Origin of the sequence: Streptomyces griseus subsp. griseus (genome assembly GCF_000720255.1) — a bacterium.
GTDB lineage: Bacteria > Actinomycetota > Actinomycetes > Streptomycetales > Streptomycetaceae > Streptomyces > Streptomyces griseus_I.
Genome location: NZ_JOJE01000028.1, coordinates 23,468 through 46,568 on the forward strand (window position 1 = coordinate 23,468; position 23,101 = coordinate 46,568).

At 71.7% G+C, this 23,101-nt stretch carries 13 protein-coding genes; 11 read left to right on the forward strand and 2 right to left on the reverse strand.

Annotation, left to right across the window (positions count from 1 at the left end):
* Nucleotides 1-147: 147 nt before the first annotated feature.
* From IG99_RS30195 to IG99_RS30205, 3 genes are all read left to right on the forward strand, one after another.
* The gene (locus IG99_RS30195) at nt 148-2,583 is read left to right on the forward strand and encodes a type IV secretory system conjugative DNA transfer family protein (RefSeq protein WP_037679413.1); all 2,436 of its coding nucleotides are present in this window, start codon (nt 148-150) and stop codon (nt 2,581-2,583) included.
* A gap of 153 nt (nt 2,584-2,736) precedes the next feature.
* Nucleotides 2,737-4,419 (forward strand): PucR family transcriptional regulator, encoded by a 1,683-nt coding sequence (locus tag IG99_RS30200; RefSeq protein ID WP_037679415.1) that lies wholly within the window; start codon nt 2,737-2,739, stop codon nt 4,417-4,419.
* A 144-nt stretch (nt 4,420-4,563) separates the two neighbouring features.
* On the forward strand, nt 4,564-6,009 hold the full coding sequence (locus tag IG99_RS30205; protein WP_037679418.1) for an aldehyde dehydrogenase family protein: 1,446 nt from the start codon (nt 4,564-4,566) through the stop codon (nt 6,007-6,009).
* A gap of 108 nt (nt 6,010-6,117) precedes the next feature.
* On the opposite strand, the gene IG99_RS30210 is transcribed toward IG99_RS30205, so the two are convergent.
* Nucleotides 6,118-8,955 (reverse strand): glycoside hydrolase family 3 C-terminal domain-containing protein, encoded by a 2,838-nt coding sequence (locus tag IG99_RS30210; RefSeq protein ID WP_037679421.1) that lies wholly within the window; start codon nt 8,953-8,955, stop codon nt 6,118-6,120.
* Between the two features lie 340 nt (nt 8,956-9,295).
* Between IG99_RS30210 and IG99_RS30215 the strand changes: the two genes are divergently transcribed.
* The 8 genes from IG99_RS30215 (at nt 9,296) to IG99_RS30250 (ending at nt 20,978) form a co-directional block, all read left to right on the forward strand.
* Entirely contained in the window at nt 9,296-10,981 is a 1,686-nt protein-coding gene (locus IG99_RS30215) for an extracellular solute-binding protein (RefSeq protein WP_037679423.1), read from the forward strand.
* 27 nt (nt 10,982-11,008) lie between these two features.
* The gene (locus IG99_RS30220) at nt 11,009-12,043 is read left to right on the forward strand and encodes an ABC transporter permease (protein WP_037679426.1); all 1,035 of its coding nucleotides are present in this window, start codon (nt 11,009-11,011) and stop codon (nt 12,041-12,043) included.
* Entirely contained in the window at nt 12,040-12,975 is a 936-nt protein-coding gene (locus IG99_RS30225) for a carbohydrate ABC transporter permease (protein WP_037679428.1), read from the forward strand. Before IG99_RS30220 ends, IG99_RS30225 begins: the two co-directional genes overlap by 4 nt.
* Nucleotides 12,976-13,130: 155 nt before the next feature.
* Nucleotides 13,131-15,386 carry a WD40/YVTN/BNR-like repeat-containing protein gene (locus tag IG99_RS30230; RefSeq protein ID WP_037679431.1) on the forward strand — a complete coding sequence of 752 codons (2,256 nt, stop codon included), beginning with the start codon at nt 13,131-13,133 and terminating at the stop codon, nt 15,384-15,386.
* Complete coding sequence (locus tag IG99_RS30235; RefSeq protein ID WP_037679434.1) at nt 15,386-17,350, forward strand: beta-galactosidase; 1,965 nt, start codon at nt 15,386-15,388, stop codon at nt 17,348-17,350. The genes IG99_RS30230 and IG99_RS30235 overlap by 1 nt, the downstream gene beginning before the upstream one ends.
* Nucleotides 17,347-19,542: a glycosyl hydrolase family 95 catalytic domain-containing protein gene (locus IG99_RS30240; protein ID WP_037679437.1), complete on the forward strand. Its 2,196-nt coding sequence runs from the start codon at nt 17,347-17,349 to the stop codon at nt 19,540-19,542. Before IG99_RS30235 ends, IG99_RS30240 begins: the two co-directional genes overlap by 4 nt.
* A gap of 48 nt (nt 19,543-19,590) precedes the next feature.
* Nucleotides 19,591-20,316 carry a glycoside hydrolase family 12 protein gene (locus IG99_RS30245; RefSeq protein WP_037679439.1) on the forward strand — a complete coding sequence of 242 codons (726 nt, stop codon included), beginning with the start codon at nt 19,591-19,593 and terminating at the stop codon, nt 20,314-20,316.
* Nucleotides 20,317-20,351: 35 nt separating this feature from the next.
* The gene (locus IG99_RS30250; RefSeq protein WP_037679442.1) at nt 20,352-20,978 is read left to right on the forward strand and encodes a chorismate mutase; all 627 of its coding nucleotides are present in this window, start codon (nt 20,352-20,354) and stop codon (nt 20,976-20,978) included.
* Nucleotides 20,979-21,045: 67 nt separating this feature from the next.
* Here IG99_RS30250 and IG99_RS30255 read toward each other — a convergent pair whose 3' ends face one another.
* Nucleotides 21,046-23,094, reverse strand: a complete 2,049-nt coding sequence (locus IG99_RS30255) for a glycoside hydrolase family 31 protein (RefSeq protein ID WP_037679444.1) — start codon at nt 23,092-23,094, stop codon at nt 21,046-21,048.
* Nucleotides 23,095-23,101: the final 7 nt, after the last annotated feature.

Sequence of the window (23,101 nt, forward strand, 5' to 3'; positions counted from 1 at the left end):
GTCGGCGCACGGGGTTGTCCTCGGTGGACATGGCGCCGCCGGGGCGCTTACCCGCCGCATCGGCCGCGTAAGCGGTGAACTCCCCAGGGGACCACGTTAGATTGACTCGCTGACGGTGGACGGAACGGCAGGTCAGGGGGCAGCCCGATGGAGAGCGACGGGACGCAGGACGCGCGGGGTACGCATGCGAATCCTGTGCCGCGCCCGGCAGTGCCGCCGAACCCGCCCGCGGTGCCGCCGCGGCCGGACCGCGCGCCGCACGTGGTGGAGCAGGGCGGGCAGCACACGCGGGGCGGGCACCTCCCCTCGCCGGTCACCGAGTGGCTCGACACGCCCCGGCCCACCGCCCGGCCCGGCATCTGGCGCTACGGATACCGGCTGCCCAAGGCCGCGCAGACCGCGGAGCGGCTCGCCCCGGTCACGATCGTCGGCCTGCTGATCCCGCTGGCCGTGGCCCTGCTGCTGTGGTCCGTGTGGCGCGAGGGCGGCATGCCCTATCAATGGGTGCTGCTGAAGCTGTTCACCCCGGACGACTGGTGGTGGGCCGGCACCGTCTCGCCCAAGGGCATGGACGGGGCCGAGGCCCGCGTGGTCTACGACGGCGTCTTCTTCGCCGTGCTCGTCTACGCCGCCGGCCGCCTGGGCAGCTGGCCCGACGTCCTGCGCCACTTCATCGGACGCCGGCCGCAGCCCGCACGGGCACTGCTCGCCGCCCTGGCCGCACTCGTCACGCTCAGCCTGGTCTTCCCGAACGCCTTCCCCGGCGTCGGCTGGGACGCCCTGCCGGTCGTCGACCCGGTCTTCTCCCTCGTCGTCCTGATCAGCGGCGGCTACGAGCTGTTCCAGTCGCAGCTGTACACCGACCTGCTCTACGCCCTCCTCACCCTGCTCGTGGTGTGGCCGTTCGCCCGGATCGGCGGCTGGTGGGGGTACGCGAAGGCGCTGCTCGCCGCACGGCGCGCCCACCGGGACCCCACCGCGCCGCCCGCCCCCGACCTGCCCCGCTCCCAGTGGCCCGAGCTGCGGGAGGCCGGCCAGCACGAGGCGGCGGAGCTGCTCACCGCCGAGGTGGCGGGCGGCCGGATGAACGACGTGGACTGCGCCCGGGTGGAGCACGCCTGGACCACGGCCCGGCGCGGCGCGAACCTCGCCGCCTTCCGCGACACCGTGCTCCGGCAGGGCGGCGCGGCCTGGGCCCACCCGTCCGGCGCCCGCGACCTGCCGCACCGCACCGCCCGGCACGACCTGCTCGCCGGCCAGGTCCGCATCGGACGCTGGGTGCCCGCCGAGCGCACCCCGCGCGCCTATCACGAGGCGGGCGCGGCGCTCGGCCCCGAGGCGCTCGGCACCTCGCTCCTCGCGGTCGGACCGTCCGGCTCCGGCAAGACCCGCAACCTGATCGAGCCGCTGACCGAGGCGCTGACCCTCCAGGCACTGACCGGACAGTGCGCCGTCGTCGCGGTCTGCGCGGGCGGCACCCCGCTCGCCTCCGACTCCGCGTTCGACGTGATCGTGCGCCTCGGAGACCGCGCCTCCGTCCACGACCTCGACCCCTACGCGGACAGCGAGGACCCCGACGAGGCCGCCGCCCTCCTCGCCGAGGGGCTCGTGGGCGACCTCGACACCGTCACCGGCCAGGGCGCCGCCACCGCCCTCGCCCAGGTGCTCGCCCCGTACCACGCCGTCCACGGCCGCTTCCCGGCCCTGCCGGTGCTGCGTGAACTCCTGGAGGGCGAACGGGCCGCGCTGTCCGCGCTGCGGGAGGCCCTGGCGGGGGACGAGCACACCGTGCTGCGCCGCGAACTCGACGCCCGCATCCGGCAGGCGGGCGGCCCCGGCGACCCGGGCCGGGCGCTCGCCGACCGGCTCGCCCTGCTGAACCGGCCCGCCTTCGAGGGCTTCTTCGGCGGGAACGTGAGTCAAGGAGACAAGGGGCAGGAAGGGCCCCGGCTGTTCTCCCTGCGCGCGATGGCCCACCACCCGCTGCGGGTCCGCGTCGACCTGCCCCAGCAGGGCCACGAGGAGGCCGCCCGGCTGATCACCCGGCTCGTCCTCGCCCAGTTCGCCGCCGTCGTACGGGACGGGCGGCGCCCCCACTTCGCCTGTCTGCTCCTCGACGACGCCGCCGGCGCGGTCACCACGGACTCGGTGCGCCGCATCCAGCGGATGCGTTCGCAGAACGCGGGCGTCGTCCTCGCCCTGCGCAGCATCGCCGACGTCCCCGAGGCCCTGCACGGCCCGCTGTACGGGGCCGTCGGCTGCCGGATGGCCTTCTCCGGCGTGACGACGTGGGACGGCGGCCGGTTCGCCCAGGCCTGGGGTACCGAGTGGGTGGAGACGCGGGACGTGGCCAAGCACACCGTGTTCGCGGACCAGCCGATGACCCGCGCCATCCACGCCCTGCGCAAACTCGTCACCGGCAAGGCCGTCACCACCGACGCGGTCACCGTGCGCCAGGTCGAGCGGGAACGCTGGTCGGCGTCCGAACTGGCCCACCAGGTGCCGCCGGGCCACGCCGTGCTGTCCCTCACGACCGTCCAGGGCGAGCACGCGCCGCCGCTGCTGTTGGATCTGCGCGGCTGATCGGTGCCGCGTAGGGGCATGTTCCGGCCATGAGGCCGGTCCATGGGGTCACCAGGCGACCGTACGGTGAGGCAGAATCGACACAGGTCGTTCATACGTGTCGGCCAAAAGGTCACAGAGTTCCCATCGATATGTCACCGATCTGAAGGCCCGATGCCTCCCACGCTCGCCTCGCTCGTCCACCACTCCGCGCTCAAGCTGACCGTGCGCGCGGGCGAGGACCGCCTCGACGTGCCCGTCCGCTGGGCGCACGTCAGCGAGCTCGCCGACCCCGTGCCCTACATGGAGGGCGGGGAGCTGCTGCTGATCACCGCGCTCACGCTGGACGCGGAGGACCCCGAGGCGATGCGGCGCTATGTGAAGCGCCTGGTCGCGGCAGGTGTCGTCGGACTCGGCTTCGCCGTCGGGGTCAATTACGAGGAGATCCCGAAGGCGCTCGTCGAAGCCTCGCGGGAAGCGGGCCTGCCCCTCCTCGAGGTGCCGCGCCGCACGCCCTTCCTGGCGATCAGCAAGGCCGTGTCGGCGGCGATCGCGGCCGAACAGTACCGGTCCGTGACGGCGGGCTTCGCGGCCCAGCGCGAACTGACGAGGCAAGCCCTCGCCGCCGGCCCCGAGGGACTGCTCGCCGCACTCGCCGGCCAGGTCGACGGCTGGGCCGCGCTCTACGACGCCTCGGGCGCCGTCGTCGCGGCCGCACCCGAATGGGCGGGGCGGCGGGCCGCACGGCTCACCGCGGACGTCGAACGACTCCGGGACCGGCCCGCACCGGCCTCGTCGGTGGTCGACGGACCGGACAACGACGACCGCGTCGAACTGCACTCGCTCGGCACCGGACGCCGTCCCCGCGCCGCTCTCGCCGTCGGTACGGCGACCGCCCCCGGCACCGCCGAGCGGTACGCCGTCCACTCGGCCATCGCCCTGCTGACCCTCACCACGGAACGGTCCCGCTCACTGCAGGAGGCCGAACAGCGGGTCGGCGCTGCGGTGCTGCGCATGCTGCTCGCGGGCGAACCGGACCACGCCCGCGCGGTGGCCGGGAGCCTCTACGGCGGTCTGCTGGACGCGCCGTTCCGGGTGATCGTCGCCGAATCGGCGTCCGCGTCGGCCGCCCGCGCCCACGCGGACGGGCGGCGGCCCGCCCACGTACCGGCCACCGCCAAGCCGTCGGCCGCCGCGCTGGCCGCCGCCGACGCCGGGGGAGATCCGCTGGGCGGGCTCGGCGAGATCGTCGAGGCGGCGGCCGCCCGCGCCGGGGAGGCGGTGCTGGTCGTACCGGACGGGGAGCGGCTGGTGATGCTGGCCGCGGACGGGGGCGCCGCCGTGACGGCCTGCGGCGAGTACGCGGCGGCACTGGAGGCCGCGCGGGCCTCCGGGGCCGGGGCGCGGGAACCGGCCGGGGGCGGTGAGGAGGACGAACTCGTCGTGGGACTCTCCGCGCCGTCCGGTCCGATCGCCGCGGCGGCGGCCTACAAGCAGGCCGAGCAGGCGCTGTCGGTGGCCCGGCGACGGGGGCGGGTGCTGGTGGAGCACGAGCAGTTGGCGGCGGGGTCCGTGCTGCCGTTGCTCGCCGATGACGCGGTGAAGGCGTTCGCGGACGGGTTGTTGCGGCCGCTGTACGCGCACGACGCGACGGGGCGGGGCGATCTGGTCGCCTCACTGCGGGCGTGGCTGTCCCGGCACGGGCAGTGGGACGCGGCGGCGGCGGATCTCGGTGTGCACCGGCACACGTTGCGGTACCGGATGCGGAGGGTGGAGGAGATCCTGGGGCGGTCGCTGGACGAGGCGGACGTACGGATGGAGTTGTGGCTGGCGCTGAAGGCGACGTCGACGGAGTAGGCGCTCGGTGCCGATACCCGCCGCGCCAATTCGGCGCACTCCACGCCCCCACCACTCCACCCCGGACAAACGACCCGGCTCCGCCTCACCCCTACCGTGGACGAAGCAACACCGCACCCCCGACGGAAGGGCCGGAACCCCACGATGACTTCCACCACCGCCTTCTGGCTCGCCGGCCGCCAGGTCACCGGCGAGGACACCTTCGACGTGACCTCCCCCTGGGACGGCCGTCTCGTCGCCCAGGTGAGCGTGCCGAGCGACGCCCAGGTCGAGAAGGCCGTCGCCGCCGCCCACGCCGTCCGCGATGACTTCGCCGCCACGCCGGCCCACGTCCGCGCCGCCGCCCTCGACCACGTGAGCCGCCGCCTCGTCGAGCGCACCGAGGAGATCGCCCGGCTGATCTCCGCCGAGAACGGCAAGCCGATCAAGTGGGCCCGAGGAGAGGTCGGCCGGGCCGTCTCCGTGTTCCGGTTCGCCGCGGAGGAGGCCCGCCGGTTCAACGGCGGCGAGGCCCAGCGGCTGGACACCGACGCCGGCGGTCAGGGCCGTCTCGCCCTCACCCGGCGTTTCCCGAAGGGCGTCGTCCTCGGCATCGCGCCCTTCAACTTCCCGCTCAACCTGTGCGCCCACAAGATCGCCCCGGCGATCGCCGCGGGTGCGCCGATCATCCTCAAGCCCGCGCCCGCCACCCCGCTGTCCGGACTGATCATCGGCGACCTCCTCGCCGAGACCGACCTCCCGGCCGGCTCCTGGAGCATCCTGCCGGTCTCCAACGACCGCATGCCCGCCCTGGTCCAGGACGAGCGGCTTCCGGTCATCTCGTTCACGGGATCCGAGAAGGTCGGCTACGCGATCATGGACTCGGCGCCCCGCAAGCACTGCACCCTGGAGCTGGGCGGCAACGGCGCGGCCGTCGTCCTCGGCGACTGGGCGAGCGACGCCGACCTCGACTGGGCGGCCACCCGCATCGCCACCTTCTCCAACTACCAGGGCGGCCAGTCCTGCATCTCGGTGCAGCGCGTGATCGCGGATGCGTCGGTGTACGACCGCCTGCTGCCGCGCATCGTCGCCGCCGTCGAGGCCCAGGTCACCGGTGACCCGGCCGACGACAAGACCGACGTCGGCCCGCTGGTCAGCGAGGACGCGGCCAAGCGCGTCGAGTCCTGGGTGGACGAGGCCGTCACCGCGGGCGCGTCCCTCCTCACCGGCGGCAAGCGCGACGGTGCCTCCTACGCGCCGACCGTCCTCACCGACGTACCGGCGACGACCACGATCTCCTGCGAGGAGGTCTTCGGCCCCGTCCTCACCGTGCGGAAGGTGGCTGGCGAGGCGGAGGCGTTCGCCGCCGTCAACGACTCCAAGTACGGCCTCCAGGCAGGCGTGTTCACCCACGACCTCCAGGCCGCCTTCCGCGCCCACCGCGCCCTGGAGGTCGGCGGTGTCGTCATCGGTGACGTCCCGTCCTACCGCGCCGACCAGATGCCGTACGGCGGCGCCAAGCAGTCCGGCGTGGGCCGCGAGGGCGTGAAGTTCGCGATGGACGACTACACCTACGAGCGCGTGCTGGTGCTGACGGGGCTGGCCCTCTGACCGCCCTCTAGCTCATGGGAACCATTTTCATATAGGCTCCCCGAAAGGGGCCCGGCACCGATGCCTTCCGGTGCCGGGCCCCTTCGTGTGTCGGACTGGTCCGGACCCTCAACCGGAGAAGCCGACACGCGCGAGCCGCAGGGGGCCGCGCAGTCTGAGGTGGACGTCGTGCACGCCCCGGGCGGTGAACGGGCCGCCCCGCCAGACGTAGTCGTACGGCCCGGAGGTGGGCGCCTCCGGGGACAGTGTGGCCAGTGGCCGGCCCCCGTCGAGGCACACCTCGACCGTGCCCTCGCCCGACACCTCTACCGTCACGCCCGTCGCGCCGGAGCCGAAGTCGCAGGCACGGTAGACCAGTTCACCGGAGCCGCCCGCCACCGGCGTCACCGCGTCGCCGGACACCTTCGCGCGGTCGACGATCTCCGTGCCGCTCTGCTCGTCGAAGTCGGCCGCGAACAGGCCGCGTTCCAGTACCGGACGGGGTGCGCCGGGATCGCCGTCCAGCAGCACGGTCGTACGCAGGCGCACGTCCTCGCTGGAGGCGCCGGCCAGTAGCTCGTACGGGCCTGGCTCCACCCGCCACCGGCCCTGGGCGACGTCCCAGAACCCGAAGGCGGACAGGGGGAGTTCGAAGGACAGCTCCTCCGCGGCGCCCGGGGCGAGGGTGATGCGGCGGTGGGCGGCCAGCTCCCGGCGCGGGCGCACCACCGACGGGTCGACGGCGCGTGTGTAGAGCTGGGCCACCTCGTCGGCGGTCACCTCACCGGTGTTGGTGACCGTGAAGGAGACGTGCACCGCCCCGTCGTCGACCCGCGCCGACAGGTCCCCGTAGGCGAACGACGCGTACGACAGGCCGTGCCCGAAGGGGAAGAGCGGGGTGCCCTCGAAGTAGAGGTACGTCTGCCGGGCGCCGATCACGTCGTAGTCGAGCAGGGCGGGCAGGTCGGAGTCGTCGGCGTACCAGGTCTGGGGGAGGCGGCCCGCGGGGGAGACGTCACCGGCCAGGACCCGGGCCAGCGCGGTGCCGCCCGCCTGACCGCCGTGCGCGGTCCACAGCACCGCCGGCAGCGGACCCGTCTCCACCGCGTAGGGATAGGCGGACACCAGCGCCAGCACCGTGTTGGGGTTCGCGGCGCGGGCGGCGCGCAGCAGCCGCTCCTGGTGGGCGGGCAGCCGCAGGGTCGTACGGTCCTCGGTCTCGCGTCCGTTGATGTGCGGGTCGTTGCCCGCCACGACCACGGCCACGTCGGCCTGGGCCGTGACCCGGGTCACTGCGCTCTCGCCGCTTTCGGTGACGATGAGCTCGAAGACCTGCGGATTCTCCTCGGCAACCTTGACGCCGTCGGGGGCGACACAGACATGACGACCCGTGCCGACGTGCCGGAGGAGGTGACCGTTGTCGTGGGGTTCCAGGCGGAACGTCTCCTGGACGATCCAGCCGCCCGGCTGGTCCGCGGCGGCGCGGACGTAACCGTCGTCGGCGACCGAGAGGTAGCGGCCGTCCGGCGCGCGCAGCGTGAGAACGCCCTCTCCCCAGTCGACGAGCGCGAGTTCGGTGCCGGTGGCGTCGGTGGTCAGCGGGGGCAGATCGGTGCGGCCGGCCAGCAGGGCCGGGTCCAGGGCGCCTTCGGCGCCGCGGGCCGTGTCGACGGCGCCCGCCGCTTCCGGCACCTTGAGGAACGCGCCCTCGCCGGTCCTCAGCAGCACCCGGTCCACGCCCTCCGCGAACTCGACGCGGTCGGCGCCGAACCGCTCGTAGAGGCCCTCCAGCGGGGTGGAGCGGTGGATGAGGGTGCCGCTGTACCAGTCGAGCTTGCACTCGTCGGCAAGCAGCCCCACCACGGCGATCCGGGTCTTCGGGGCGAGCGGCAGGAGGCCGTCGTTCTTGAGCAGCACGATGGCCTGCTCGGCCGCCTCCTGGGCGAGCGCCCGGTGGGCCGGGGTGTCGAACTCCCCGGTGCCGGCGTGCGGGTCGTAGAGCGGGTCGAACTCGCCGAGGCGGAAGCGGACCGAGAGCTGACGGCGGACCGCGAGGTCGATGTCGGCCTCGGTGAGGAGCTTGCCGTCGTAGGCGCCGCGGACGCGCGCGACGATCTGCGAGCCGTCCGTGCCGTGGTCGGTGAAACTGTCGACGCCCGCCTTGAGGGAGGCGGCGGTCGCCTTTTCGTGGGTGTCGAAGTAGTGCTCGGCGTCGACCAGGTTGGTGGGCGCGCCGGCGTCCGAGCAGACCAGCAGATCCTCATCGGTCCAGGCGCGCAGGTGCTCGTCCAGGTAGGGCGAGACGTGGTTCGGGCGGCCGTTGACCAGGTTGTACGCCGGCATCACCCCGGCGACCGCGCCCGCCTCGACCGTCTCGCGGAAGGCCCGCAGGTCGTACTCGTGCAGCACGCGCGGGCGCACCGAGCTCGACGACGTGGCCCGGTCCGTCTCGTTGTTGTGGGCCAGCCAGTGCTTGAGGACGGGGGCCGTGCGCCAGTAGGTCGGATGGTCGCCGCGCAGACCGTGGGTGTAGGCGGTGGCGATGGCCGAGGTCAGCCTCGGGTCCTCGGAGTAGCCCTCCTCGTTGCGGCCCCACAGCGGGTGGCGCAGCAGGTTCACCGTGGGGGACCAGACGTTGAGGCCGACGCGGTCGTCGCGGGCGCGCATGGCGCGGGTCTCCTTCGACACCGCCTCGCCGATCCGCCGTACGAGATCGGTGTTCCAGGTCGCGCCGAGACCGACGGCCTGCGGGAACACCGTCGCGGGGCCCATCCACGCGACGCCGTGCAGCGCCTCCTGGCCGGTGCGGAACGCGGCGACGCCGAGCCGTTCGACGGCGGGGGCGAACTGATGGAGGAAGGAGATCTTCTCATCGAGGGTGAGCCGCCCCAGCAGGTCGTCGACGCGCTTCGCGAACGGCAGCTGCGGATCGCGGAACGGTGCGGTGGGTGGCGTGTGTGCGGTCACGTGGGGATCCCCTTGCGATGGATCGGCGAGGCGCTTTCGAAGCGCTTCGATGCTGATTCGACGACGGGTCGGGTGTCAAGAGACCGGCGCCGACACTTCAAGCGGTGCATGCGCTGTATGAGGACCGGTCCCTTCCCGTGCCTCCCAGAAATTCGTTTGACGACCCTTGTGCACCCTGGGGTGTTCACTTAACCTCACAGCAACATCGAAGCGCTTCGACTACGGGAAGTCCCGGTTGCACGCGTCGGAGGGTCGCTTCAGCTCAGCCAGTTCCACTCAAGACACCGCAGCCGACGGCTCCTCCGCCGGGTGTCCTGGTGCGCCACGAAGGGTTGACGCAATGACGCCGAACGCCGCCTCTTCCGGACCGAGCCGGAGAAGCTTCCTCGCCTCCACGGCGGTCGCCACCGCAGCGGTGGCGGGCGGGATGCCACTGCTCGCCGCGTGCGGCGGGTCGGAGGGTGGGTCGCGGGACGGCACCACGTCGGGCAAGGACGCGAAGAAGATTCTGCCGGCGTATGTGGCGACCAACGTGGTGAAGCCGGACATCCCCGCCAAGAACGGCTCGGCCATCGGCTTCACCGGCAAGCTGGACCTCTCCACCCTGAAGACCTCGGTCTCGGAGAAGCTCGGCAAGGGCGGCAAGGTCACCGTCATGGCGCCGTTCTGGGGTTCGCCGCCGAAGCAGAACAACGCCTACTACAAGGCGATGAACGACCTGATCGGCGTCGACGTCGTCTGGCAGAACCAGGACGGCAACACCTACGACCAGAAGCTCGGCGCGGTCCTCGCCTCCAGCGACGTCCCGGACGTGGTCGTCGTCCCCGGGTGGAACATGGGCGGCAAGATACCGAGCGCCATCATCAGCAAGTTCGCCGACCTGGGCCCCTACCTGTCCGGGGACAAGGTCAAGGAGTACCCGAACCTCGCGGCGATCCCGACCGACGCCTGGCGGCGCTCCATCTTCGGCGGCAAGCTGCGCGGCCTGCCGATGCCGGCGCCGTCCGCCCCCTCCATGGTGCCCCTGTACCGGCAGGACATCTTCGAGAAGGAGGGGTACGAAGTCCCGAAGTCCTGCGACGAGTTCATGACTCTGGCCAAGGAGATCACCAACGCCAGGGCCAAGCGGTGGGCCTGCCTGGACATGAAGTGGACCGCCTTCCAGGCCTTCGGTGTGCTCTCGGGCAGCGAGAAGCCGCTCGGCTGGAACCTCGTCGACGGCAAGCTGGTCAACCGCGTCGAGACCGAGGAGTTCCTGGAGGCGCTGGAGTGGTCCCGCAAGCTCTTCGCCGCCGGCGTCGTCCACCCGGACTCCAGGATGGGCAAGAACGCCCCCGACCCGGGCCCCAAGTTCGCGGCGGGCGAGTTCCTGATCTACCCCAACAACATCTCCCAGTGGTGGGGCCGCACCGCTGAACAGGCCACTCAGAACCCGGACTTCAAGATCTGGGGCATGGACGTCTGGGGCCACGACGGCGGCGACCCCGTCCTGTGGGCCGAGCAGCCCGCCGGCATCTTCGCCTTCGTCAGCAAGAAGGCCTCCGAGTCGGTCATCCGCGACGTGCTGGCCGTCGCCAACGTCACCGCGGCGCCGTACGGCACCAAGGAGTACATGATGACCAACTACGGCATCGAAGGGACCCACTACACCGTCAAGGACGGCGTCCCCGTCAAGACCGACAAGGGCAACAACGAGGTGATGAACGCCTACGTCATGGTGGCGAGCCCCGCCGCGACCCTCGCGCACCCCGACTTCCCCGAGGTGGCCAGGGGCCAGGTCGAGTGGGAGCAGCGGATGGGCGCCTTCGCCAAGAAGTCCTCCTTCTGGGGCATGCAGATCACCGAGCCCGCCCGGTACACCAACCTCTCCAACAACTTCGAGCAGCTCGAGGACGACGTCGTCCGCGGCCGCAAGAAGATCGGCGACATGCAGCAGGCCGTCGCCGACTGGAAGAGCAAGGGCGGCGACAAGCTGCGCGACTGGTACCAGAAGCTTCTCGACGAGAACGGCTCGGCGGCGAGCTGACCGGGCTCTGAGGCAAGGAGAACTGCCGTGTCCCACAGCACGGTGCCTCGGACCAGCGCCGAGGCCGGAACGCCCGAGAAGACACCTGCGGCGTCCGGAGACACCACCGGTGCCCGCGAGAAGCCACCTGCGGGCAACCTGAGCCTCCGGCACAGGTTCCGCCGCGATCGCGTCCTGGTCCTCATGACGCTGCCGACCGTCCTGCTGGTGCTGGTCTTCAACTACCTGCCCATCCTCGGCAACGTCGTCGCCTTCCAGGACTACGACCCCTACATCAGCGACAACGGCATCATCTCCATGCTGCACAGCCCCTTCGTGGGCATGGAGAACTTCCAGCGGATCTTCGAGGACTCGGACTTCTGGAACGCCGTCGAGAACACGCTGGTGCTGTTCTTCGTCCAGCTCGTGCTGTTCTTCCCGATCCCTATCCTGCTCGCGCTGCTCATCAACAGTGTGGTCCGGCCCCGCGTGCGGGCCGTCGCGCAGGCGGTGCTCTACCTACCGCACTTCTTCTCGTGGGTGCTGGTCATCGCCGTCTTCCAGCAGATGTTCGGCGGCGCCGGGATGCTCTCCCAGCTGCTGCGGGAGAACGGGTACGACGGCATCGACATCATGACCAACCCGGGCACCTTCCCCTTCCTGCTCACCGCGGAGAGCGTGTGGAAGGACGCCGGGTGGGGGATCATCGTCTTCCTCGCCGCGCTGGCGTCGGTCAGCCCGGACCAGTACGAGGCCGCCGCGATGGACGGCGCCGGACGCTGGCGCCGCATGTGGCACGTCACGCTGCCCGCCCTGCGGCCGGTCATAGCGCTCCTGCTCGTGCTGCGCGTCGGCGACGCCCTGACCGTCGGGTTCGAACAGATCCTGCTGCAACGCGACGCCGTCGGACCGGGTGCGGGAGAGGTCCTCGACACCTTCGTGTGGTGGAACGGCGTGCGCAACCAGGACTTCAGCTACGCGGCCGCCGCCGGTCTCATCAAGGGCGTGGTCAGCATCGGCCTGGTCCTCGCCGCGAACAAGGTGGCCCATCTCATGGGCGAGCAGGGGGTGTACAAGAAGTGACCGCCGTCATCGAGAAACCCGCGAACAAGCCGCGCCCGTGGGCCGCCCCGCCCCGCCCCTCGTGGGAGGAGGAGCCTTCCAAGGCCGGCCTCGCGGGCAAGGGCATCGCCCTGTCGTTCGCCTGCCTGGCGATCCTCTTCCCGCTGTGGATCGTGATCGTCACCAGCCTCTCCTCGCGGAAGACCATCGACGAGGCGGGCGGTCTGGTGCTGGTGCCCAAGGGCATCACCTTCATCGCGTACCGGGAGCTGCTCAGCGGCGGCCAGGTCACCCGCGCCGCGATCGTCAGCATCCTCGTCACCCTGGTCGGCACGCTGTTCTCCATGGCGGTGTCCGTGCTGTGCGCCTACGGCCTCTCCCGCAGCGGAACCCTCGGCCACCGCTGGATCCTGATGACGCTGCTGGCGACCATGTTCTTCAGCGCCGGCCTCATCCCCACGTACCTGCTCGTGCAGTCCCTCGGCCTGATGGACAGCTATCTCGCGCTGATCCTGCCGAGCGCCATCAGCGTCTTCAACATCCTGGTGCTGCGCGGCTTCTTCATGGGGATCTCGCAGGAACTCATCGACAGCGCACGCATCGACGGTGCCGGAGACTTCCGCATCCTCCGGCAGATCGTCATGCCGCTGTCACGAGCCGTCCTCGCGGTGATCACGCTCTTCTACGCCGTCGGGTACTGGAGCGCCTGGTTCAACGCGTCGCTCTACCTGAACGACCAGGACATGATGCCGTTGCAGAACGTCATGATCCAGCTCGTGCAGAAGCAGGAAGCGCCGGTCGGCCTGGGCCAGGCCATCAAGACGGGGCAGCTGTCGGGGTTGGCGGTGCAGATGGCGGTCATGGTGATGGCCCTGTTGCCGGTTGCCGTGCTGTCGCCCTTCGTCCAGAGGCACTTCAAGAAGGGGATGCTGACGGGGGCGGTCAAGGGCTAGGCCCTTCTGGCGCGCCGTTGTGTTCCTGGTTGTCCGCTGGCCGCGGGTTGTTCATGGCTGGTCGCGCCCACGCGGCGGAGCCGCACATTGGCAGGGCCCCGCGCCCCTGAGGGGCGTTCACCTTCCCCTCTGAGCAACAGAACGAGGTTTGTGTCATGTACGCGTCCCAACTGAGTCGTCGTGCCGTTCTCGCGGGGACCGCCGCCGCGGCGGCCCTCACCGGCCTTCCCGAGATCGAAGGGCGCGCGCACGCCGCCGAAGCCGAATCCGCCGCCACCCCCGCCTACCGCTGGCGCAACGTCGTCATCGGCGGCACCGGGTTCGTCTCCGGCGTGCTGTTCCACCCCTCCGTGCGCGGGCTCGCCTACGCGCGGACCGACATCGGGGGTGCCTACCGGTGGGACGAGCGGGCCGCCCGCTGGATCCCGCTCACCGACCACCTCGGGTGGGACGACTGGAACCTCCTCGGTGTCGAGGCCATGGCCGTGGACCCGGCGCACCCGAACCGGGTCTACCTCGCCCTGGGCACCTACGCCCAGTCCTGGGCCGGCAACGGAGCCGTACTGCGGTCCGAGGACCGGGGGGCCAGCTGGGCGCGGACCGACCTGACCGTGAAGCTCGGCGGGAACGAGGACGGTCGGGGCGCGGGGGAGCGGCTGCTCGTCGACCCCCGGGACAGTGACACGCTGTGGCTGGGGACGCGGCACGACGGACTGCTCAGGTCGACGGACCGGGGGGCCACCTGGGCGGCCGTCACCGGGTTCCCGGCGGCGGCCAGTGCCTCCGGGCAGGGCGTGACCCTGCTCGTCGCCGCCGGACGCACCCTCTACGCCGGGTGGGGCGACTCGGACGGGACCTCGGCCAACCTGTACCGCACGAGCGACGGCACCACCTGGGAGGCCGTCCCCGGTCAGCCCTCCGGCGCCAACGCGAAGGTGCCGATCCGGGCCGCGTACGACCGCCACACGCGCGAGCTGTACGTGACGTACGCGAACGCGCCCGGGCCCAACGGGCAGTCCGACGGCAGTGTCCACAAACTGGCGACCCTGAGCGGGAAGTGGCGGGACGTCACCCCGGTGAAGCCGGGCGGGACCACGGCTGGGGGTACCTCCCGCTCGAGCGAAGCCGAGAGTGGGGGAGGCTCCGCCGACACCTTCGGGTACGGAGGCGTCGCCGTGGACGCCCGCCGCCCCGGCACCGTCGTCGTCTCCACCAACAACCGCTGGGCCGCGGTCGACACCCTGTACCGGACCACCGACGGGGGCCGCACCTGGAAGTCGTTGAAGGACTCCGGGGTCCTCGACGTGTCCGAGACACCGTTCCTCACCTTCGGCGCCGACAAGCCGAAGTTCGGCTGGTGGATCCAGGCGCTCGCCGTCGACCCGTACGACTCGAAGCACATCGTGTACGGCACCGGGGCCACCCTGTACGGGACCCGCGACCTCAAGCACTGGGCCCCGCAGATCCGCGGCCTGGAGGAGACCTCCGTACGTCAGCTGATCTCGCCCCCGACCGGTCGGGCGCACCTGATCAGCGGGCTCGGGGACATCGGCGTGATGTACCACGAGCGGCTCACGGCGTCGCCGTCGCGGGGCATGGCCGCCAACCCCGTGTTCGGCACCGCGACCGGACTCGCGCAGGCCGCGGCCGAGCCGTCGTACGTCGTCCGCACGGGGTGGGGGGACCACGGCAACGGCGCCTGGTCGAACGACGGCGGCAAGTCCTGGGCGCCCTTCGAGGCGCAGCCGGCCATCGCCAAGGACGCGCCGGGGCCGATCGCCGTCAACACCGACGGCAGCGTGCTGCTGTGGACCTTCGTGCACTGGGACGGCACCAAGTACCCCGCGCAGCGCTCCATCGACAACGGCGCGACCTGGACCGAGGTCGCCTCCTTCCCGAAGGGCGCCACCCCGCTCGCCGACCCGGCCGACCCGAAGCGCTTCTACGCCTACGACACCGACACGGGAGCACTGTTCGCCAGCACCGACGGCGGCCTCACCTTCACCAAGGGCGCGAGCGGACTGCCCTCCGGCGACAGCCAGTTCCAGCTGACCGCGGCCCCGGGACGCTCCGGCGACCTGTGGCTGAGCACCAAGGGGAACGGGCTGTACCGGTCCACCGACGGCGGCGCGAATTTCTCCAAGGTCGCCAGTTGCCGGGCCTCCCACACCCTCGCCTTCGGCAAGGCCGCCGACGGCGCCGACTACCCGGCCGTCTACCAGGTCGGCGCCACCGACGAGATCACCGCCGTGTACCGCTCCGACGACGGAGCGAAGACCTGGGTGCGGATCAACGACGACCAGCACCAGTGGGGCTGGATCGGCGCGACCATCGCCGCCGACCCGCGCCTGTACGGCAGGGTCTACATCGCCACCAACGGGCGCGGCATCCAGTACGGGGAGCCGGTGTGATGCCGAACCTCCACGACGCGACCCGGGGCCGCATCCTCTTCGGCGGCGACTACAACCCCGAGCAATGGCCGGAGGAGACCTGGCACGAGGACGTCCGGCTGATGAAGGACGCCGGGGTCAACTCCGTCACCCTCGGTGTCTTCTCCTGGTCCAAGCTCGAACCCGAGCCGGGGGCCCGGGAGTTCGGGTGGCTGGACACGTTGATGGATCTGCTGCACGACAACGGCATCGGCGTCGTCCTGGCCACCCCCACCTCCTCGCCCCCGCCCTGGATGGGCCGGCTGCACCCCGACACCCTGCCCGTCACCGAGGACGGCCGCACCGAGTGGTGGGGCGGCCGGCAGCACTTCTCGCACTCCAGCGCCACCTACCGGCGCTACGCCGCCGCCATCACCGAGGACCTCGCCGCCCGCTACGGCGGCCACCCCGCCCTCACCATGTGGCACATCAACAACGAGTACTGCTCCTTCGACTTCGGCGACGAGGCGGCCGCCGCCTTCCGCCGCTGGCTCCGCGAGAAGTACGGCGCCCTCGACACTCTCAACACCGCCTGGGGCACAGCCTTCTGGAGTCAGGGCTACGACAGCTGGGACGGCATCCTGCCCCCGCGCACCCCGCACTACCTGAAGAACCCCACCCAGGTCCTGGACTTCCGGCGCTTCACCTCCGACATGCTCCTGGAGTGCTTCGCCGCCGAACGCGACATCGTCCGCCGGTACACCCCGCACCTCCCGGTCACCACCAACTTCATGCCGCTGTGGTCCGGACAGGACGCCTGGCGCTGGGCGGCGGAGGAGGACGTCGTCTCCGTCGACATCTATCCCGACCCGCGTGATCCGCTCGGCGCCCAGAACGGCGCCCTCGTCCAGGACATGACCCGCTCCCAGGCGCGCGGCCCCTGGATGCTCATGGAGCAGGCGGCCGGACCGGTCAACTGGCGGGGCGTGAACCACCCCAAGCCGCGCGGCCTGAACCGCCTCTGGTCGCTCCAGGCGGTGGCACGTGGCGCGGACGCCGTCTGCTACTTCCAGTGGCGCCAGTCCCGGCAGGGCGCGGAGAAATTCCACTCCGGGATGGTCAGTCACGCGGGGGAGGAGGGCCGTACCTTCCAGGAGGTCAAGCAGCTCGGCGCCGAGCTCGCACGGATCGCCCCCCGGGTGACAGGCGGCCGCATCACCGCGAACATCGCCGTCCTGCACGACTGGCACGCCTGGTGGGCCGCCGCCCAGGACGGCCGCCCGTCCACCCGGGTGGAGTACCCGGACGTCCTGGGCGCCTGGCACCGCGCCCTCTGGGAGGCGAACCTCACCACCGACTTCGCCCACCCCGAGCACGACCTGACCCCGTACAGCGTGGTCGTCGTCCCCCAGCTGTACGCGCTCACCGACCGGGCGATCGACAACCTCCTCGCCTACGCCCGCGACGGCGGCACTCTCGTCTGCGGCTTCCTCACCGGCGTCGCCGACGAGGACGACCGGGTGCGGCCCGGCGGCATGGACGCCCGGCTGCGCGAACTGTTCGGCATCCGCACCCTGCACGAGTGGTGGCCGCTGGACGCGGGGGAGACCGTCGAGTGCGACGGCTTCCGGGGGACGCTGTGGTCGGAGGAGATCGAGGCCGGCCGTCCCGACCGCACCGTCCCCTACAAGGGCGGGGAGCTCGACGGACTGCCCGCGGTTCTGCGCAGGGGCCGCGCCTGGTACGTCTCGACGCTTCCGGAGCCGGAAGCCCTGCGCGAGCTGCTCGCCCGGGTGGCCGCCGACGCCGGTGTGCGGCCGGTGCTCGACGCCCTCCCGGCCGAGGTCGAGGCCGTGCGCCGGGGTGAGCTGCTGTTCCTGCTCAACCACGGGCGCGAGCCGGTCACCGTCGAGGTGCCCGGCAGTCACACCGACCTGCTGACCGGGGAGGGCCACACCGACCGGCTCACCCTCGGCCGCTACGGCGTCGCGGTGCTGGCCTCATGACCGGCGGGCCCGTCCACGGCACCTGGGAGCCGCGCCCGGCCGCCCGCTGGGAGGACGGTTTCGTCAGCGGCAACGGCCGGCACGGCGCCCTGGTGTTCGGCGATCCGGACGAGGACCGCGTCATCGTCACGCACCACACCCTGGTCCGTCCCAACGGGAGCGAAAACGCCCGGCCGCCCCGGCTCGCCGCCGAACTGCCCGCACTTCAGGACCGGCTGCTCGCCGGTGACCTCACCGCCGCCGAGGACTTCACCGACGGACGGCCGCTGCAGTGGGTGCAGCCCTTCCACCCCGCGTTCCAGACCCGGCTGCGCCGACCCGCCGGACCCCGTGGCCGCTACCGCCGCTCCGTCGACTTCACCACCGGCGAGTCCCTGGCCGAGTGCACCGGCTGGACCAGCCGGGTCTTCGTCTCCCGCGCCGACGACGTGATCGTCCAGCACGTCACCGCCCCCGACCTGGAGATCTCCCTCGACCACCGGCTCCCGGGCGCGCCCGCCGGTCTCGCCGTCGGCCACGGCGCCGTCCTCACCGCCGACGGCGCCCTGCTCACCCTGCGCGCCCGCTACCCCGGCAGCGACCGCGCCTACACGGGCACGACCCTCGTCGTCGTCAACGGCGGCCGCACCGAACTCGCCCTGCCCGGCCTGCGCGTCACCGGCGCCGAGTCCGCCCTGCTGCTCACCCGCGTGCGACGCCACACCGGCCCGCTCGACGTCACCGCGGAACAGCGCGCCCTGACCGACCTGTGTGCCGGCCGCTCCTACGACGACCTCCTCGACCGGCACCTCGCGGGACACCGCACCGCCTACCAGCGCGCCACCCTGGACCTGCACGCCGACCCCGCCGAACGCGCCCTGCCCGGCTCCGAGCTGCTGAAAAGCCCTCACAGCACAGCCCTGCTCGAACGTCTCTTCGCCGCCGGCCGCTACCACCTGCTGTCCTCCTCCGGCCTCAACCCGCCCCGCCTGCCCGGCCTGTGGACCGGCGACTGGGACACCGCGTGGTCCGGTGCCTTCACCAACGACGCCAACGTCAACCTCCAGACCGCCTCCGCCGCGGCCGCCGCCCTCCCCGAAGTCACCGAAGCCCTCGCCTCGCTGATCCATCGCCAGACAAAGGACTGGCAGGACAACGCCCGAGCCGTCTTCGGCGCCCGGGGCGCGGTCGCACCCGCGCACACCGACGGCGAGAGCGGGCACGCGTACCACTTCAGCCGCGAATACCCGCTGCACCTGTGGACCGCGGGCGCCGACTGGCTGCTCAAGCCGCTCGTCGACCACGACGAGATCCGCGGCGAACACGACCCGCGCACCGCCGCCGCCCTCGCCGAAGTAGCCCGCTTCTACGAGGACTTCCTCACCCGCACCGACGACGAAGGCCATGTGGTCGTCGTCCCCTCCTACTCGCCCGAGAACAGGCCCGCCAACGCGAGCTGGGGCGCGATCAACGCCGCCATGGACCTCTCGGCGGCCCGGCACGCCCTGCTCACCGCGGCCGCGTACCACCCGGGCACCCCGGACGCCGACCGCTGGCGCGCCCTGGCCGACCGCCTCCCGCCACACCGGATCAACGCCGACGGAGCCCTCGCCGAATGGGCCCGGCCCGGCCTCGACGACACCTACGACCACCGCCACCTCAGCCACCTCTACGCCGTCTGGCCCCTCGACGAGATCAACCCCCACGACACCCCCCACCTCGCCTCCGCCGCCCATCGCGCGCTGCAACTGCGCGGCGCCGAGAACGACTCCGCGCACGGTCACCTCCACCACGCCCTGATCGCGGCGCGCCTCAGGGACGGCCACCGGGTGGCGCACGCGCTCGCCAACGTGCTGGAGGGCGACTTCTTCCACGCCTCACTGATGAGCGCGCACTACCCGAAGCGCGACGTCTACAACGCCGACGCCGCTCACGCCCTGCCCGCCGTCCTCATCGAGGCGCTCGTCCACTCGACCCCGGACCGGCTCGTCCTGTTCCCCGCGCTCCCCACCGCGCTCCCGTCGGGTGAACTGCGCGGCATCCGCACCCGGTTCGGCGCCGAACTCGACCTCGCCTGGGGCCCCGACGGCGCTCGGGCCGTCCTGAAGCCGCACCGCACCCACCGCATCGAAGTCCTGACTTCCACCGGCGACGCACGGCCGCTCGACCTCGTCGCCGGAGAAGACCACGTCCTCACGCCGGGGGCGTGGTAATCGCGGCAATTCCCCCCTCGTTTCCCCCCACCCATGGAAAGGGACACCATGGCAACACGCACGGCATCACGCAGACTGAGCCGAGTCACCAAGGCCCTGCTCGCCCCCGCGCTCGCGCTCGGCGCCACGATCAGCCTGGCCTCCGCCCCCGCCTCGGCCGCCGTCTGGAACTCCTGCGACCAGTGGGGCAACACCAGCCTCAACGGCTACACCCTCTACAACAACATCTGGGGATCCGGCGCCGGCAGCCAGTGCATCTGGGCCAACTCCGGCACCAACTGGGGCGTCTGGGCCAACCACCCCAACACCGGCGGCATCAAGTCCTACCCCGACTCCAAGAAGGTGATCAACAAGTCGATCACCTCCCTCGGCTCGCTAAGCAGCAGCTACAACGTCACGGTGCCGTCCTCCGGCGCGTACAACACCTCGTACGACATCTGGGACACGGACCACGACTACGAGATCATGCTCTGGGTCAACAAGACCGGACCCGTCGGCCCGCTCGGCACCTCGCAGGGCAGCGTCACGCTCGGCGGCCACACCTGGAACGTCTACAAGGGCAACAACGGTTCCAACGAGGTCTTCTCGTTCATCCGCACCTCCAACTCCAGCTCCGGCACGGTCAACATCCTGCCGATCCTGAAGTGGATCAAGGACACCAAGCGCTGGTTCGGCAACGAGACCATCGGCGACTTGCAGTTCGGCTTCGAGATCACGTCGTCCTCCGGCGGTCTGAACTTCACCACCAACAACCTGACCGTGAGCAGCAGTTGACCTGATCATGGGACAGCGTCGGCTTTGATGGGGGGATGCGTACCCCCACCCCCCTGCGCCGTCTCCTGACCACCGTGACCGCGACCGCGGCCGTCGCCCTCACCGCGACGGGCACCGCGGTCGCGGTTCCCGTCTCCGGGACCACCGCGACCACCCCGGCACCCCTCGCCGCCCCCCACACCCTCTCCGCCCTTCACCCCGTCGTCGGGCCGGCCGCCGAACGCCTCGCCACCGCCGACCTGGTCGCGGCCGCCAAGTGGGGCACCGGCAGCCCCATCGACGACCCCGCCCGCGAGCAGCAGGTCCTCGACACCGTGGCCGCGCAGGCGCGGGCGATCGGCGCCGATCCGGACGAGGTCCGGCGGATCTTCCGGGACCAGATCGAGGCGAACAAGATCGTCCAGCGCGGTCTGTACCAGCGGTGGACCGCCCACCCGGAGCAGGCCCCGACCACCAAGCCGGACCTGGCCGTAGTCCGCCAGACGATCAACCGCATCAACACCGACCTCGTCCAGGCCCTCGCGGACTCGACCCCCGAGCGCGCCGCGCCCACCTGCCGACCCGAACTCGCCTTCGCGGCCCTCCAGGTCGGCTACGACCAGCACCCGGACGCGCTGCACACCCGCGCCCTCGTCCGCGCCCTGGCCTCGGTCTGCCGCTGACGTCACACGAACGTGCGGCCGGTCCCTCCCCTACGGGAACCGGCCGCACGCCCGTGAAACGACGCCGCTACTCCGCTACAGGCAGCCGCGCCCCGTCCCGCAGGAACAGCGGGATCCGGTCCAGGGGGGCGTCGACCGTCACGGTCCGACCACCCTCGTAGGCGTCATCCGTCCACGCGTCCGTCCAGCGCGCCCCCGCCGGCAGATACACCGTCCAACTGGTGGCGCCCGCCGTCAGCACCGGGGCGACCAGCAGATCGCGGCCGAAGAGATAGGTGTCGTCGACGCTCCACGCCTTGGGGTCCTCCGGGAACTCCAGGAACAGCGGCCGCATGGGCGGCAGCCCCTCCTCGTGGGCCTCGCGCATGACCTGAAGGACGTACGGCTTGAGGCGCTCGCGCAGCCGCAGGTACTTCTCCAGGATCGCGCCGGCCTCCTCCCCGTACGACCAGACCTCGTTGGGGCCGCCGGTCATCTCCGGGCCCAGCGGCATGCCCGGGTCGCGGAAGCCGTGCAGGCGCATCAGCGGGGACAGCGCGCCGAACTGGAACCAGCGGACCATGACCTCGCGGTAGGCGGGATCGTCCGGGTCGCCGCCGTGGAAGCCGCCGATGTCGGTGTTCCACCAGGGGATGCCCGACAGCGAGGTGTTCAGGCCCGCCGCGATCTGGCGGCGCAGGGTCGGGAAGTCGGTGCCGATGTCACCGGACCACAGGGCGGCGCCGTAGCGCTGGCTGCCCGCCCACGCCGAGCGGTTGAGGGTGATGATCTCGTCGTCGCCGGAGCCGGACGCGCGCAGGCCCTCGTAGAAGGTGCGGGCGTTCTCGGCGGGGTAGATGTTGCCGACCTCCAGCCCTGGGCCCGCCCAGTAGCGCAGGTTCTCCTGGAAGCCCGGCTTCAGTTCCGGCTCGCAGGCGTCCAGCCAGAACGCCGTGATGCCGTACCGGGTCAGGTAGTTGTCGCGGACGCGCGACCAGACGAACTCGCGGGCGTCCGGGTTGGTGGCGTCGTAGAAGGCGACCTGGACGGTGGAGGCGACCTCTTTGTCCGGCCAGTCGGCGTGCGCCATCGGGCCGTACTGGGTGCCGATGAAGTAGCCGCGCTGCTCCATGACCGGGTGGTTCTCACTCAAGGGGGACACCGACGGCCACACGCTCACCACCAGCTTGATGCCGAGCTCGTCGAGCTCGCGCACCATCGCCGCCGGGTCGGGCCACTCGGTCAGGTCGAACTTCCACTCGCCCAGGTGGGTCCAGTGGAAGAAGTCGCAGACGATGGCGGTGATGGGCAGGCCGCGCCGCTTGTACTCGCGGGCCACCGACATCAGCTCGTCCTGGGTGCGGTAGCGCAGCTTGCACTGCCAGAAGCCCGCCGCCCATTCCGGCAGCATCGGCGTCCGGCCGGTCACCGCGCTGTAGCGGCGCTGGGCGTCGGCCGGGGCGCCCGCGGTGATCCAGTAGTCGATCTGGCGGGCTGAGTCCGCCACCCAGCGGGTGCCGTTGTGCGCGAGCTCCACGCGGCCGATCGCCGGGTTGTTCCACAGCAGGGTGTAGCCGCGGCTGGAGGTGAGGACCGGGATGCCCACCTCGGCGTTCCGCTGGACGAGGTCCAGGACCAGGCCCTTCTGGTCGAACCGGCCGTGCTGGTGCTGGCCGAGGCCGTACAGCTTCTCGTCGTCGTAGGCGGCGAAGCGCTGCTCCAGGCGGTGGTGTCCGTTGCCGACGGCCGTGTAGAGGCGCGGGCCCGGCCACCAGAAGTGGGCTCGTTCCTCGGCGAGGATCTCACCGCCGTCCTCGGTGCGCAGGAAGCGGACCAGGCCCTCGGCGTCGACCTCGACGGTGAGCGCGCCGACGGTCACCCGGCCCCGCCCGTCCTCGATCTTGACCGTGCTCTCGGTCGCCGGGGCCTGCGCCAGGAGCGCGCCGGGCAGCGCGTCGAGGACGGGCCCGCCGAGCCGGGCGCGGACCCGGACCGCGTCGGGGCCCCACGGCTCGACGCGTACGGTCTCCTGGCGACCGCTCCACTCCAGCGCGCCGTCCCGCTCGCGGAACGTGCCGACGGTGGGGGACGACTGCGCGAGGCTGACCTTGGGCTGCTGGAACTCGGGCTCAGTCAATTGGGGT